The following is a 15,362-nucleotide window of genomic DNA, read 5'->3' on the forward strand; positions in this document are numbered from 1 at the left end:
GAACAGTTCGATATCAAATATTGCGAAAGACATGATGGCTGACTGTCTAAACGGGCTCAAGGTTGTCGATCTCACGCGTAATCTCCCTGGTCCATTCGCGACGCGCTTACTCGCCGATCTTGGTGCAGAAATTATCAAGATTGAACCAGAGAATGGCGACCCAGGACGTGCGTTTGGTGAGTTGTTTAAGGCTTTAAACCATGGCAAATATTGTGAAAAGGTGGATTTTCGTAGTGAAGCAGGCATCGAAGCAATAAAAGCACACATCAAAGATGCGGACGTGATGCTTGATAGCTTTCGCCCTGAGGTCCTTGTTGGAATGGGTTTAGATGCCGCTACTTTACATGCTATCAATCCAAAACTGGTGATGGTTTCTATCACAGGCTATGGTATTCCAGAGGCGCTTGATGCATCAGCTAAAGCTTGGGCAGCAAAGGCTGGTCATGATATCAACTTTATGGCAATGAGCGGCACCCTTGATCAACTCAAAACAGCCTCAGGTGACCAAGCCATGCCCAATATGCAATTTGCAGATTTGGCTGGCGGTAGTGATACCGCAGTGATTGCCTTACTGACAGCAGTATTTGCTGCTAAGAATACAGGGCGAGGTCGACACATTGCCGTGAGTATGACGCACAGCTTGTATCATCATCTGGTCATGCCAAAAGCAACGGCTGATATGATGGAAAACATAAATGGACAACGCCCAGAGCCACATCAGGACTTTTTAGGTGGCATGTTGCCATGCTATCGCTTGTATAAAACGCAAGACGGTCGCCATATGGCAGTCGGTTCATTAGAGTTTAAGTTCTGGCGATTATTATGCGAGACCTTAGACTTATCTGAATACGTTGATGCTCATTGGCAGCGTGGATCAATGCCTAATACAGTTGAAAGTAAAAAAGCTGAGCAGGCAATGACAGAGAAATTTGCCAGTCAATCAATTGCGCATTGGCAAAAAGTATTCGCAGAGGTTGATGCTTGCGTAACCCCTGTACTTAATCTAGCAGAAGCTCAAAGCCATCCTCTGTTTGCGCATCAAGATAAGCATCAAGCAATAGCAGCATGGCAGGTTATTGCTAGTGTATAGACTCAATTAAACGTCATTTACATCCTGTAGCAAAGAGTTAATCATAAAAAGGCCCCGATAAGGGGCTTTTTCGCATCTTTAATAAACTTTTATGTCATCTCTTTAATTTCTAGTAAGCACAATTAGCTCTTGATAGTCCAAATATAAATAGTGTTATTTAAACTTTCAGAATATCTCTGTTTTTTTCCGTATAGTCTTATATTTATAACAATATATCTATGGGTATTAGCTGTACTTATACATAGTATTATTTTATATCGTTTGACTGCAATTATGTAGCGCCATATATTGAATGACTGCCGGAGATGACTGGTCTAAGAATAGATAGTTGATATTTTTTCAACTGTCTATTTATTTATCATTAGTATTTTTAATATAAAAACACCTATTAGCTGGTATTAATGGGCCGATAACTATTATTTATATAGAAATTATTTATAACAAGGGACTGTTTAGAATGAAAATATATAGCCATGAAAACCAAATGCTCCATCATCCAAAAACATATTTTTCTCGTGGACAAATGCGTGAACCACAAGAAAAGCCTGAGCGTTTAACGGAGTTACTAAAAGCGCCAGAAGCGATGGGATTAGAAGTTATCACTGCCAAAGATATAGGTATTGATCCAATATTGGCTGTACATGCCTTTGATTACGTCGAGTTTTTGAAGCATGGACATGATGAATGGATGGCGGTAGATGAGGAGATGGGAGAGGAGGTTCAAACGACCGTTTATATCCCAAATAATCCTGGTCTTGGAATCTTAGCTAAAGCAGCTAAATATCAAGCTGATGGCAGCGCACCTATTGGTAAGCATTCATGGACATCAATCTACTGGTCTGCCCAAACGGCGCTTAATGCTGCAGATTCATTATTGGACGATGCGACAAGTCAAAACGCTATCCAAGTCTGTATCACTAGACCTGCAGGTCATCATGCGCGCAAAAGTGCCGCTGGTGGCTTTTGCTATCTAAACAATGCGGCAATTATCGCTGAGCACCTCCGTCAAAAATACCAAAAAATAGCCATCATAGATACTGACATGCATCATGGTCAGGGTATTCAAGAAATATTTTATAACCGTAAAGATGTGCTCTATACCTCAGTACACGGCAGTCCTATTAATTTCTATCCAGTAGTTGCAGGTCATGAGCATGAAAGAGGTGAAGGAGAGGGATATGGGTATAACATTAATTTTCCCATGCCTCATGGTACGGATGAAGATGGGTTTTTTGATCAAGTCGATAAATCAATAGCATCTTTAAAATTGTTCAATCCTGACGTGATCGTCCATGTCTTAGGATTCGATGTTTATAAAGATGACCCTCAAGCTAAATGTGAAGTCAGTACGCAGGGTTTTAAAACTTTGGCGCAAAAGCTCAAAGCATTAAGCAAACCAGTCATTGTCTTAGTAGAAGGCGGTTACTGTATAGAAAAGCTTAATGAGAACCTACAGGCATTTTTATCTGGATTCACTGAATAAGAAAGTAGCGATTAATAAGTAAATAAGAAACCTCTGTTGAAAGGACTTCAACAAGCAAGATGTATGAAAATACAGGGAGAGTTAACTATGTATGATTCGCAGGAACGTTTAATTTTAGGCTTTTTAATTGTTATATATTTCTTTTTCTTATTTGGTGTATCACTTTATATCAATAAAAAGAGCATTAAAACCTACGATGATTTTAACGTTGCAGGAAGGTCGGTATCCCTATTCCCACTTATACTAACCTTCGTAGGTACTGCGGTTGGTGGTGCTACTCTTTTAGGATTTATGGAAAATGGTTTTTTATTTGGAATGGGTCAGCAGTGGTTAAATTTTTCGATTTTCCTTGCCGGTGTGGTAATGCTTGGGTTCTTCTTAAAGAGAATTCGTGCGCTTGGTGAAAAGTATGAAATGGTCACTATTGCGGATTTTACGGTCTTAAGATTTGGCGAAGGTGCTAGAATTCCTACGGTAGCCAGTACCATGGTTGCTTATAGCGCAATAACAGGATTACAGTTCGTAGCTATTGCTACTATCATCAATTTAACTATGGGTCTTGATATAACCACGGGTATTTTAATCAGTTGGGTGATGCTGACATTGAAGACCTATTTTGGTGGTATGAAATCAGTCATTTGGCAAGATGCATTTCATGGCACGATACAGACAATCGGCATCTTTATTCTATTTGTCGTCGTTATTATAGCTTCTGGTGGTTTAGAGGCAGTGCAACTTAATGTAGCAGCGTCTGATCAACCTGATTTTTTGAATATCATGGGTATTCCACCTTCTGAGGTGTTCGTTTATCTGTTGACTATTGGTGCTTACCAAATGGTTAGACAGGATTTATGGCAAAGGTTCTGGGCTGCTGGAAGCGCTAAAACAGCTAGAACTGGGTATTGGATTGCTATTATCTTAGGTGCTGTAACCGCTTTTATGATTATTGCCATTGGCGTTATGGCTCGCTTTGGACTCAATTTGGGAGAAATTGATTCAAACTTGACTTACTACGCAGTAATTAGTGATGTATTTAGTTTCCCAATGGTTGTAGTAATGATTATTGCCCTGCTCGCAACGGTTATTTCAACAGCAGATTCGTTCTTTATGGCAGGCGCTTCTTCAATTGCAAACGATATTATTAGACCAAGGCTAAAAGAGACACCTGATCTTGATAAGCGGTTATTAAAATACAGTCGTGTATCTGTCATAGCAGTTTCTGTCCTCTCACTTCTACTTGCCCTTTATATCCCTCAATTGGTTAGTTTATTTGTGACAGGTGCTGCTATGTTAGTGTCAAGCTTATTAGCACCAGTTGTTGCTGGTTTATTCTGGAAAAAAGCCACTCGATTGGGCGGTACAACCGCAATGTGGGTCGGTTTAATTGTAGCTGTCATTTGGCAAGTGCTTGGTCATCCATTTGGTTTACATCCTGTATTTGTAGGTCTGCCAGTTTCGATGCTACTAGTTGTTTTTGTGTCATTAGCAACAAGCGATTCAAGTAGTGAGATTTAGATCTTTTAATTGAGTGAAGTTGGCTAAGTTTTGTTCAATTAAAAACAACAAGGATGTTTGGTATGAGGATTTCGATTCTAAAAGTGCTCGTGCTCGCTTATGGCGACATTTATTCCAAAGTAATGAGTGCGACTAATAGTCAGATTAAATTTTCTATTATTAATGTGAGGTTTCTATGTCTAAACAATTAACTTCTATTCTAAATAATAGCGATGTGCAGAAAAATTTTAGCTGGCGTACGCTTGGTCCTGGTATTTTATTGGCATCGGCAGCTATTGGCGGCTCGCATTTAATATCCTCTACTCAAGCTGGAGCAACTTATGGTTGGCAGCTTGCAGGTCTCATAATCATAACTAACCTATTAAAATATCCATTTTTTCGCTTTGGTACCGATTATGTCTATGGTACCGGTGAGTCTTTAATTGCTGGTTACTATAAAAAATCAAAAGTTTACTTGGGTGTTTATCTATTTTTATCTATGTTTGCATCAGTAGTAGGCACGGGTGCTGTTGCCTTGCTTTGTGCTGCTATTTTAGGATTTATGTTGCCTGACAGCCTTGGGCTATCGACTATTACGCTATCTGTCATTGTCATGGGCATCTCTTGGGTATTTCTGGTCGCAGGACATTACAAGCTGCTAGATAGCGTTAATAAGTGGATTATCATTGCGCTAACGTTTGGATCTTTAATAGCCGTTATTGTCGCTGCTGGAAAACCTACCGTGATGACAGCAGATTTTGTAGCAACGTCACCTTGGGATTTAGCGACTTTAGGATTTCTTGTTGCACTGATGGGTTGGATGCCTGCGCCAATGGAGTTTTCTGCTATTAACTCGATGTGGATATCGGCAAAAATTAAAGCCGAAAATACGACGCATCGCCAAGGGCTTATTGATTTCAACGTAGGTTATAGCGTCTCTACTATTCTAGCACTGGTATTTTTGGCATTGGGTGTATTTGTTCAATACGGCTCTGGTCAAGAGATTCAAACGGCAGGTAGTGATTACATTGGTCAATTAATCAATATGTACACAGCTACTATCGGTGAATGGTCAAGATTCCTCGTCGCTTTCGTGGCATTCATGTGTATGTTCGGTACTACACTCACCAGCGCAGATGGAACAGCGCGCGCAAATTCTGAATGTTTACGACTTTTTAAAGGTAATAAAGAGATTACCAATAAACAGATATTTTTTTGGACAACCTACGCTATTGTTGGAGGATTGATCATCATCATCTTCTTTACTGGTCAACTGGGCTCAATGCTTAAATTTGCAATGATAGCTGCCTTTATTGCAGCACCCATTGTCGGCGGGTTGAACTATGTATTGATTAAAGATCATAAAAAATTATCCACGCTAATGAACGTATGGGCAATCTTGGGATTAATATTCTTAACAGGAATTGCTTTGCTATTTATCGCTAATTTATTAGGACTTTTTACTATTTGATATTTGAGCAAATAAATAGTGTTCTTACCTGATTCTCAAAGAAAATAATATTAAGGAGATTAAAATGAGTAACATCATTCATGGTGGTCAAGCAATCGTAGATAGCCTGCAATTGCACGGAGTCAGTCGAACGTATGTTGTTCCAGGTGAGAGTTACCTTTCAGTATTAGATGGATTATATGATGCTGATATCCAGACGGTCGTCTGTCGTCACGAAGCTGCCTGTACCTATATGGCAGATGCTCATGGCAAGTTTACCGGTCAGCCAGGTATTGCTATGGTGACACGTGGGCCGGGTGCGGCGCAAGCCTATACCGGTATTCATACTGCATGGCAGGATGGCGTTCCTCTTATATTATTCGTTGGTCTCATCCCTGTAGCTGATAGGGGTCGGGAGTCTTTCCAAGAATTTGACCCTAATCAGTGGTTCTCCAGTCAATGCAAGCGTGTCTTTATATTAGACGAAGTATCAAGGGCGTCTGAAATTGTGGCTAAGGCTTTTCATGCAGCATTAGAAGGACGGCCTGGTCCTGTTGTCGTGGGATTACCTGAAGATATTATCCAGCAGGAGTTCCATGGTCAGATGCATCCGGTGATACCGGTAGCTGAGGGCTGTATCGCTGCTGACAAGCTTGATATTATTAGAGATGCTTTGTCAAAGGCTTCGCAGCCATTGATTTTTGCTGGAGGTCAGAATTGGTCTTCTGATGCATCCAAGCAACTAACCAAGTTTGCAGAAGATAATCATCTGCCTGTTATTCATGATTGGCGCGCCTCAGACCGAGTTGCTTTTGACTCTCCAGCACATGCAGGCTACCTAGGTTATGGACGTTCCGATGACTGTGCAGCATTAATTGAAAATGCTGATATATTGCTCACGATAGGTACAGTGTTGGGCGACGTTGCAAGTGATGGGTATCGTCTACGACAGTCTTTTGATAAGCCTAATTATATTGTCAATCTAGATACCAGTTTACGCGGTCATAGTGGGTCAGTTACTGAACATATTGTCGCTAGTCCCATTAGCTTCGTTGAAGCTATTAGTAAGTTGGAGATAGGAGGATCAGATTCTCGTAAAGACTGGTTTAATTATTGCCATGAGCAGCAAAGAAAAGATTGTGCATTTCCAGAGGTAAAAGCTGAGCAAGATGATACTTCTCAGTCTTATGCCAATATGACAAAAGTTATCCGAGAGCTTACTAAGCTCTTACCGAAGGATGCTGTGTATAGTTTTGGGGCGGGCAATCATTGTTTATGGGCTCAGCGTTATTTACCCACTCATACCTTTCCAAGTCAGCTTAGTACTAGAAACGGTGCGATGGGTTATAGCTTGCCAGCAGGTATTGTCGCGGCGTTAGAGTCACCAGATCGTCTGTCAGTCGTAGTAACTGGAGATGGTGAATTCATGATGAATGAAGCAGAGTTATCAACCTCCATACGCTATAACGCACCTGTTTTAATTATCCTCATGGACAATCAGCAGTTTGGCACTATTCGCCAGCATCAAGAAGCACATTACCCTGATAGAGTATCGGGTACGCAGCTACAAAACCCTGACTTTGCTGCATTAGCAAATGCCTTTGGTGCACATGGTATACGAATCGATAATAATAGAAATATTAAGTCCAGTGTAGATGAAGCAATGCGAGTAGTCCTAAAGGATAAAAAAACAGTGTTACTGCATGTGCTTACTGACCCTGAGGAGCTTATGCCCTAAGTTTAATGTAGGGTGCTTCTAGTAAAAAAACGGGAGTTTTTTAGAACATACTGGGATTATTCTCACTATCTATTAGCTTATATTGTATTATGATTTAGACGTCATAATTAAAAGCTGGCTATCTAGATATAGATAGCCAGCTTTTAAATCATTCGATTACTCATATAGGCTTCAAAAGGTCATGATGCAGAAAAAATTAGCAGATAGTCTAAATTGGGCGCTACTTCACGTGTTGATTATCATATATGAAGAGGGAAGTATTAGTGCTGCTGCTGATCGATTAAACATTACCCAGTCAGCTGTTAGTCAAAATCTCAAAAAACTTGAAGAACAGCTTGAAAGCCAGCTTGTTATTCGCAATACAAAGCCTCTAGAGTTGACACCTATTGGTCGTTACTGCCTCCAAATTGCTCAGACGATGTTTATAGAGATTACCTCTATTGAGGCAATGAGAGGCAGTAACTCCCATCTTTTAGAAGGTGTGGTCAAACTATTGGTAGTCAGTCGCATACACAATCCAAAATATAATCAGTTTTTAGTGTATTTCAAAAAAAAGTATCCCAATATTACGTTAGATTTAACTGTCAAATCTAGTATGGATATATTGAATAACTTAAACCAAAAAACTCCTGCTATTGGTATTTGTTTGGCTAGACGTATTCCTGAGAACCTCAATAAAGAACTACTATTCAATCAACGCTATTATCTATACTGTGGCTACCATCATCCTTTTTTTTTAGAAAAAGAATTGAGCTTTGATAGTTTATTAAAAGAAGATTTTATTGCTTTTAATAGTGAAGATATCGGTGATGTTCTCTCACCAATCACTGTGTTTAAAGAGAGTCATGATCTAACAGGACGTATTAGTGCCTATACTAATAATCTAGATGAGGCAGTGCGTCTGATTTATACAGGATATGGTATTGGCGCTTTGCCTGATCAATTTATTGCGGCTACTCATCTGGAGTCTAAACTTAGACGTTTGCCACCTAAGGAAGGTATTGCCGATGTTCCTGTATATATTTTCTGGCATGAACATCGTCCTTTATCCCTTCTTGAAGCAAAATTTATTGAAGAAATCGTAGCGTTTGATATCTCTCTTTAGACGTAGCTTTAAGCTAATTGCTATTCTTAAATACATCAATCATGTTTAAAAAAATGGTCGAGGTTTTGATAAGACATTGAAAGTAAGAAGATTGATACTTCATACTAATGATATTCCAGCGTATTTTCAGTGAGAGTTGTTTTCTAAATCAGGATGATATTATGAAAGATTTTCATTACCAAGCTTTACCGCTCGACGTTCATTTTGGGAACGGTAAATCAGCTGAAGCCAAAGATATTTTGATACAGCATGGTTATCATAAAGTTTTGGTAATTACGACACCTGGTCAAAAAGAAGCGGGTCAGAAGTTATCGCAGCAATTACAAGAGATTTCAGTAGGCGTGTATCCGCACGCTGTGATGCATGTTCTGGTAGAAGTCGCGGACAAGGCGGTAGCATTCGTCCAATCAAACGATATTGATTGTTGTCTGGCTTTAGGCGGTGGCTCTACGATTGGGCTTGCCAAAGCCATTGCTTTAAAGACGCATTTGCCGATAGTCGCCATACCAACTACCTATGCAGGTAGCGAGATGACGACTATTTATGGCATCACTGAAAACAATCTAAAAACCACTGGTAAGGACATTCACATCCTACCCAAAGTAGTGATTTATGATCCAGAGCTAAATCTAACCTTGCCTGCGCAAATCTCAGCTTGTTCAGGTATGAATGCCATGGCACATGCGGTAGAAGCGCTATATGCTGAGGATAAAAACCCAATCGTCAGTCTCATGGCGATTGAATCTATCAAAGCATTAAAGTCTGCTTTGCCTGTAATTGTAAAGGACTTGACGAATATTTCAGCACGTCAGAGGGCAACCTATGGCGCTTGGTTAGCAGGGGTTTGTCTAGGTTCGGTTGGTATGGCCATTCATCATAAGATTTGCCATACCTTGGGTGGCACATACAATCTTCCCCATGCTGAAGCCCATGCTATTACGCTTGCGTATTCGGTGCATTACAACCGTAATGCTGATATTGAAGCCATGGATCGATTGGCAGAGGCTTTAAGTGTTAGTAGCCGTGAAGAGGTCGGTTTAGAAATCTATCGTTTAAATCAATCTTTAGGGATTCCGTTGGCATTAAAAGACATTGGCTTACCCGAAAAGGGGCCAGCTGAAGTAGCGCAAATTATTTGTGATAGTCCTTACTATAATCCTCGTGATTATGACTATGAGGAATTAAAAGATTTGTTAAATAAAGCGTATCAAGGACTGTCTCCTGCTTAGGAGTTGCGTAAGAGTTGTCATTTAAAAGCGCTGTTCTAATGCTGTCAATATCCATGCAAAAGCATTGAATGATTTCTCAAAATTATATTGACTTAACTGGCTGTTGCATTTTATGGAGATAGTCCGTTAGGTTAGTCCTGCTAGCCTAGAGCCTTTTGTATATCATTAAGGTTCGATAGTTTTGCTATGATTAATGTGGTAAATTGCTTGAGCTGCTAAAATAATGAAAGTGGTTGGTTTATGACAGTAAATAACAATAGGTTAAAAAATTAAAATTGTGATTTTTAACGACGATAAACTGTTATGACAGAAAACTGCAGAAAGATTACCCTCAAAGCAGTGTGACTATTTTGCCAATTAATTCTATGAGAAGGTTAAGGATGATGATAGATAACAACGTATTACGTGAACGCATGAGCTTATTGGGTTCATTCTTAGGGGCTGCGATTTCTCGCCAGTCTGGTGAACAGACAGTACATACCATCGAAACACTGCGTAAAGGTTTTATCCAACAACGCCGCGAGCCTAATGAAGCACAGAAGCAGGAGCTTATTGACTTCATTGCCTCTTTAGATAATCAAACCTTAAAAAACGTCATACGTGGCTTTTCTATCTACTTTTTCTTAGCAAATTTAAGTGAAGAAAATTACTTACGTGAGCAGCGCCAAGCCTTGCGTATGCAATCGGAGCACAGCTGGGAAGGGTCGTTTCGTCGTACGCTGCTTGAGTGTCGTGAACGCAATATTGAACCTGCTCAAATGCAAGAGCTGATTGATCAACTCAAATTTATTCCTGTATTTACCGCACACCCTACTGAAGCTCGTCGCCGCACGACGATGAATATCTTGCAAAGTTTATTTACTCATAGCGATGCCTTAAATAATCTTAATGAAGACAGTTTTGCCTACGAGCAAGCGAAAGAACAAACGGCGCAAACGATTGATTTGTTATGGTCATCTGATGAGGTACGTACACGTAAGCCTTTGGTTTATGACGAGATAAATAATGGTCTCCACTATTTTAATGCCAGTTTGTTTAATGCAATCCCCAAGGTTTATCGTAATATTAAAAAGGCCATTATCGATATCTATCCAGAGCTAGCAGACTACCCATTGCCGGCGTTTATGAGCTTTGGCTCTTGGATCGGTGGTGACAGAGATGGCAATCCATTCGTGACTTTTGAGACCACAGAGCTTGCTGTATTGATGCATGCTGATACTGTGCTGCGTCACTATCAAGTACTGCTCAAAAAACTGCGTCGCCAGCTCATTCATAGTGATACGATTGTGACAGTCTCAGCTGAGGTCTATGCCAAAATCAAAAGTTACGATGAACTCGACAGACGAGTCTTTGATTATAATCTTGATGATTATCGCAATGAGCCTTATCGTAGATTACTCTCCTTAATTCTTACTAAAGTTAACGCTACTAATCGCCTTATTCAAAGTAAGGGCAGTGATAGTGACGCTAAAAAAGATGCCTACGCCGACCCAGAAGAGCTGTTAGAAGATTTACGCATCATTCGTCAGAGTGTGAATGGCCATGACACTGCCCATGCAGAAGGGTTATTACTCGATATGATTCGTCTGGTAAAAACTTGCGGCTTTCATTTAGCTGCGCTCGATATTCGTCAAGAGTCGTCTTATCATAGTGAGGTGATTGCCGATATTTTTGCCAGTGCCTCTAATTTGCCGGATTATCAAATGCTGGGTGAAAGTGAGCGCCAAGAATGGCTCACTCGTTTGCTTGAAAAGCCTGGTACACCGCTCATCTATACCGATAACTTGACTGATAAAACACGTGAACAATTGGCATTGATGAACTCTGTGGCGACATTACGTAAGCTGGTTGGGCAAGAGACCTTTGGCAGTTATGTTATTTCGATGACCAACAACGCCAGTCAATTATTAGAAGTATTGCTATTAATGCGGTTTGCAGGCTTGTGCAGGGTTGATGATGCAGGTCAACTGTCTGCTGACTTACCAGTTGCGCCGTTGTTTGAGACGATCGAAGACCTTAAAAATATTGACAAGATATTACCTGCTGTGTTGGATAATCCACTCTATCGAGGACTGCTCCAACACTCAGATAACACCCAAGAAATCATGCTAGGCTATTCAGATTCATCAAAAGATGGCGGCATCATTACCTCTGCATGGCAGCTTTATAGTGCGCAGCAAACCATCAACCGTATCGCTGAGGAATACGGTATCAAAACGCGCTTGTTCCATGGGCGTGGTGGGTCAGTGAGTCGTGGTGGCGGATCAACACATAACGCGATCGCAGCGCAACCAGCAGGTACACTACATGGTCAGATTAAAGTAACTGAACAAGGCGAAGTACTCTATGCCAAATACGCCAATACCGATACCGCTGTATTCGAGCTGACCATGGGTATTACGGGTACCCTGAAAGCCTGCTCTACCAGATTCGTTGTGCAGCCCGCTGAGCTGCCAGATTATGAAGCGCTCTTTGCACGTTTGGCAGATGCAGGTGAGCAGCGTTATCGTGAACTGACTGATAATACTGAAGGGTTCTATCAGTTCTACTCACAGGTGACCCCTGTGCAAGAAATCTCTTTATTAAATATTGGCTCACGTCCAGCGCATCGCAAAAAAGGCTTGCCAAGCAAAACGACTTTACGGGCCATTCCTTGGGTATTTGGTTGGTCATTGGCGCGTTTTACCTTACCTGCTTGGTATGGCGTTGGCAGTGCTCTACACAGCGTCAAAGAAGACGAAGAATTAATGAGGGAGATGAATAAGCATTGGCCATTTTTTAGCGTATTTATCAGCAATATCGAGATGGCTTTTACCAAGTCTGAGATGAATATCGCTCATGCCTATAGTCAGTTATGTGAAGATGAGGCTTTGCGTGAACAGATTATGAAAGCGGTCATCGATGAGCACGATTTGACCTATTCAGGCCTAAATTCTTTGCTTAATCAAACGTCTTTGTTATCTAATCAGCAAAACCTTGCCGCCTCACTACAGTGGCGAAACGCTTATTTAGATCCGATTAACTATATACAAATCGAGCTGTTAAAACGTGCCAGACAAAAAGACGTTACAGGCGTCGTCGATCATGATGAGCTTGACGTTGAAGATCCGTTAATCCGTAGTATCAATGCCTTGGCCGCAGGTCTACGCAACACGGGTTAATGGCTAGAGCAGCATATTGGTTGATTAAACATAGTAAAGCGATACAGGAATAATCAAAAAGCCCTTCAAGCTATAATATATTAAGGCTTGAAGGGCTTTTTTATGTTTTAAAATTTTGTTCAATAAATTCGTAAGCGGTTTTTCTGAATTTTTAAGATTGTTTGAGCTAATTAGAAAACGCTTTAGCTTATATAAATGTTGCCCTCGATATTATTCTTCATATGCAGCAACCGAGGAGCGATGTCTTCTTCTAATTTAGTACGGCTAAGAACAAAACTTGGCGCGCCACAATTAAAAGTCAGTAAGCCCTCAGTAGGGTGCATCATTGCAGTGGCGACGGCATTGACATCTTTTTGCCATTCGCTAATCGAAAAACAATATCCATAATCCTCATAATCTTTAAAGGCTTTATCCAGTCCTCGCCTAATCTTTAACCAATCATCTTTGAACTTACTACGAATGGCATCAAGGATGAATTCTTGCTCAGCAGGTGGCATACTGGCTAAGCAAGCTCGTCCCATGGAACTTAAATGAATGGGTAGGTATGAGCCTACATTGCGTCGCATGGTAGTCGTGCCAGACCCTTGCACTACATTTAGATACACCATCATCAGACGATCACGGGTTGCCATAGCAACTGCACTATTGGCATAATCCGCTAACTCCTCCATGTACGGTGTGACTAAATTGTTGATAGAGATATTCGCCATCATCGTATAGCCAAACCCTAACACACCCGCAGAAAGCTGATATTTACTACTGTTGGTCGATTGCTTTAAATATCCTAATTTGACTAAGGTATAAGTAAGACGCGTAATCGTCCCTTTAGGGAGCCCCGTCAATTGACTTAGGTCTTGATTGCCGAGATAAGGACGTTGCGGGGTAAAACAACGTAGCAGCTCTAATCCTCGGGCCAAAGCCGTGACAAACTGCCTGTCGTTTTTATCTCTCATGTCACTAATTGGCTCTAATAGCTCAATATGTGTTGATTCATTAGAGTTTTCGTCAGCAAGGGTATTAGTAGTCATACAAGGTTTATTAGTCTCGATTAAGTTAATGTGAACATTATAAAGAATACACTACTTAGGGTGTTTTATAAAAAAACAAAAAAGCAGTACGCTAATAGTAGTCTGCACCTTTAATAAGACTATCTTAAAGGTACAGTTAAAAGTGTAGTGAAATTCTTAACACAGCTATTATAAGCTATTTCGCTGTGCGGTATATATATTGAATAATATTACGCCTTTTGTGGGTCATACTGTTGCTCTTTGATGAACAAAGTTGGAATAAGGCCACATAAGAAGTACGCGCCTGCCATAAGTAATAAACCCGCCCCGATAGAGTTTTGCATGGCCATATAACCAATAGCGACAGGTGCAATAACTGAACCAAGGCGTCCGATATTGAATGCGCCGCCAATAGCAGTACCTCGAATAGCGGTAGGGAAGCTTTCGGTTAAATAGGTGGCATTGATTGCATAAGGGATACCATATAAGAAACCAAAGGTTATCATTAACCAACCGATGTTTTCTGGAGTATGCATATAGACCAATATTGGAATAAACAGTGCGGTGCCCATCGTACCGAAGGCAAATACTATTTTACGACCAATTCTATCAGCCACTAGACCTGCCACTACTTTAGCAAACATCATGGTCAAATAGGTACCCGCCATATATAGAGCCATCTCTTTAAACTTAATACCCAGTTCAGTTTCTAGATAAGAAGGTAGCCAGTTGCTTACCCCGAAATAACCAAACAGTAAAAGTCCTGAACTCATTGACCATAAAATGAACATGATGCGATGTTTTGGATTTTCAAATATTGCTTTATAAGGATTTTCAGGTTTTTGCAGCGAGTTTTTCGCGCCACTGAGTTTCAGTGCACGTGCCTCTTTCCAAGAATTTGGTTCAGGTATAAGAAAGTACATTGCTATCGATAGAATAATAGGTAAAAACGTCAACAGGTATAGTGTGCGCCAACCATAACTAGGAATAATCCAAGCAGAAACGCTAGTGATCACTAAAGACCCTAAAGTAAAACCTGTCATCAACATCGCAAGCACAGTCGTTCTATGTTTGGTAGGTACCATTTCAGACATTAAAGTATTAGTGGCAATATATAAACTACCAAGACCCAAACAAGCGGTAAACCGTAATGCTATAAACTGCTCATAGCTCTGCACAAATCCACTAAAACCAGATAGCACGGAGAAGAGCGCTGTCGCAATCACGATAACACGTACTCGTCCAAAACGATCACAGGCCCAACCGCCGAAAAATCCACCGATTGCCATGCCAAACAATGACCAACTGCCTAAAGCACCAGCTTGTACATTGGTCAACCCAAACTCTAGCTTTAGACTTGAGAGTGTAAAGGCGAGAATACCAATATCAGCTCCATCACATAATAGAACTAAAAAACAAAAGAAGAAGGCCAATTTCCAAGGTTGCTTCTGGACAGAGCTTAAGCTTGAATCTGAAGTTATAGCGGCACTTTTCACAATTTATATCCTTATTGTTGTGAGAATGAAAGACTATAGTCATGGTGACGTGACTTAGGTATCTGCGTCCTAGCAAATACCTCAATACGCTTTGAGAATGTAAATATTC

The 15,362-nt window shown here is 40.6% G+C and carries 10 protein-coding genes; 8 read left to right on the forward strand and 2 right to left on the reverse strand.

Annotation, left to right across the window (positions count from 1 at the left end; genetic code table 11):
• Positions 1 to 10: 10 nt before the first annotated feature.
• From ACTQ9S_RS00375 to ppc, 8 genes are all read left to right on the forward strand, one after another.
• Positions 11 to 1,090 carry a CaiB/BaiF CoA transferase family protein gene (locus ACTQ9S_RS00375; protein ID WP_440453665.1) on the forward strand — a complete coding sequence of 360 codons (1,080 nt, stop codon included), beginning with the start codon at positions 11 to 13 and terminating at the stop codon, positions 1,088 to 1,090.
• Positions 1,091 to 1,547: 457 nt separating this feature from the next.
• The gene (locus ACTQ9S_RS00380; protein ID WP_068327609.1) at positions 1,548 to 2,573 is read left to right on the forward strand and encodes a histone deacetylase family protein; all 1,026 of its coding nucleotides are present in this window, start codon (positions 1,548 to 1,550) and stop codon (positions 2,571 to 2,573) included.
• Positions 2,574 to 2,660: 87 nt separating this feature from the next.
• Positions 2,661 to 4,088 carry a sodium:solute symporter family protein gene (locus tag ACTQ9S_RS00385; RefSeq protein ID WP_068035714.1) on the forward strand — a complete coding sequence of 476 codons (1,428 nt, stop codon included), beginning with the start codon at positions 2,661 to 2,663 and terminating at the stop codon, positions 4,086 to 4,088.
• 175 nt (positions 4,089 to 4,263) lie between these two features.
• Positions 4,264 to 5,538 (forward strand): NRAMP family divalent metal transporter, encoded by a 1,275-nt coding sequence (locus ACTQ9S_RS00390; protein WP_068327615.1) that lies wholly within the window; start codon positions 4,264 to 4,266, stop codon positions 5,536 to 5,538.
• A 64-nt stretch (positions 5,539 to 5,602) separates the two neighbouring features.
• Positions 5,603 to 7,255 (forward strand): thiamine pyrophosphate-dependent enzyme, encoded by a 1,653-nt coding sequence (locus tag ACTQ9S_RS00395; protein WP_440453185.1) that lies wholly within the window; start codon positions 5,603 to 5,605, stop codon positions 7,253 to 7,255.
• Between the two features lie 181 nt (positions 7,256 to 7,436).
• Positions 7,437 to 8,360 carry a LysR family transcriptional regulator gene (locus tag ACTQ9S_RS00400; protein WP_440453187.1) on the forward strand — a complete coding sequence of 308 codons (924 nt, stop codon included), beginning with the start codon at positions 7,437 to 7,439 and terminating at the stop codon, positions 8,358 to 8,360.
• 161 nt (positions 8,361 to 8,521) lie between these two features.
• Positions 8,522 to 9,589 (forward strand): maleylacetate reductase, encoded by a 1,068-nt coding sequence (locus ACTQ9S_RS00405; protein WP_440453189.1) that lies wholly within the window; start codon positions 8,522 to 8,524, stop codon positions 9,587 to 9,589.
• Positions 9,590 to 9,969: 380 nt separating this feature from the next.
• Positions 9,970 to 12,750 (forward strand): phosphoenolpyruvate carboxylase, encoded by a 2,781-nt coding sequence (gene ppc / locus ACTQ9S_RS00410; protein ID WP_440453191.1) that lies wholly within the window; start codon positions 9,970 to 9,972, stop codon positions 12,748 to 12,750.
• A gap of 182 nt (positions 12,751 to 12,932) precedes the next feature.
• Here the strand turns inward: ppc and ACTQ9S_RS00415 are convergent, their stop codons facing one another.
• Both ACTQ9S_RS00415 and ACTQ9S_RS00420 read right to left on the reverse strand, forming a co-directional pair.
• Positions 12,933 to 13,778: an IclR family transcriptional regulator gene (locus ACTQ9S_RS00415; protein WP_068035725.1), complete on the reverse strand. Its 846-nt coding sequence runs from the start codon at positions 13,776 to 13,778 to the stop codon at positions 12,933 to 12,935.
• A gap of 209 nt (positions 13,779 to 13,987) precedes the next feature.
• Entirely contained in the window at positions 13,988 to 15,253 is a 1,266-nt protein-coding gene (locus tag ACTQ9S_RS00420) for an MFS transporter (protein ID WP_068035728.1), read from the reverse strand.
• Between the last annotated feature and the right edge of the window lie 109 nt (positions 15,254 to 15,362).

It is taken from the genome of Psychrobacter sp. ASPA161_9 (assembly GCF_051970275.1).
Taxonomy (GTDB): Bacteria; Pseudomonadota; Gammaproteobacteria; order Pseudomonadales; family Moraxellaceae; genus Psychrobacter.

Coding starts and splice junctions, on each gene's coding strand:
- ACTQ9S_RS00380 (WP_068327609.1), top strand. CDS start 1,548: ATGAAAATATATAGCCATGAAAACCAAATGCTCCATCATCCAAAAACA.
- ACTQ9S_RS00385 (WP_068035714.1), top strand. CDS start 2,661: ATGTATGATTCGCAGGAACGTTTAATTTTAGGCTTTTTAATTGTTATA.
- ACTQ9S_RS00390 (WP_068327615.1), top strand. CDS start 4,264: ATGTCTAAACAATTAACTTCTATTCTAAATAATAGCGATGTGCAGAAA.
- ACTQ9S_RS00395 (WP_440453185.1), top strand. CDS start 5,603: ATGAGTAACATCATTCATGGTGGTCAAGCAATCGTAGATAGCCTGCAA.
- ACTQ9S_RS00400 (WP_440453187.1), top strand. CDS start 7,437: ATGATGCAGAAAAAATTAGCAGATAGTCTAAATTGGGCGCTACTTCAC.
- ACTQ9S_RS00405 (WP_440453189.1), top strand. CDS start 8,522: ATGAAAGATTTTCATTACCAAGCTTTACCGCTCGACGTTCATTTTGGG.
- ppc (WP_440453191.1), top strand. CDS start 9,970: ATGATGATAGATAACAACGTATTACGTGAACGCATGAGCTTATTGGGT.
- ACTQ9S_RS00415 (WP_068035725.1), bottom strand. CDS start 13,778: ATGACTACTAATACCCTTGCTGACGAAAACTCTAATGAATCAACACAT.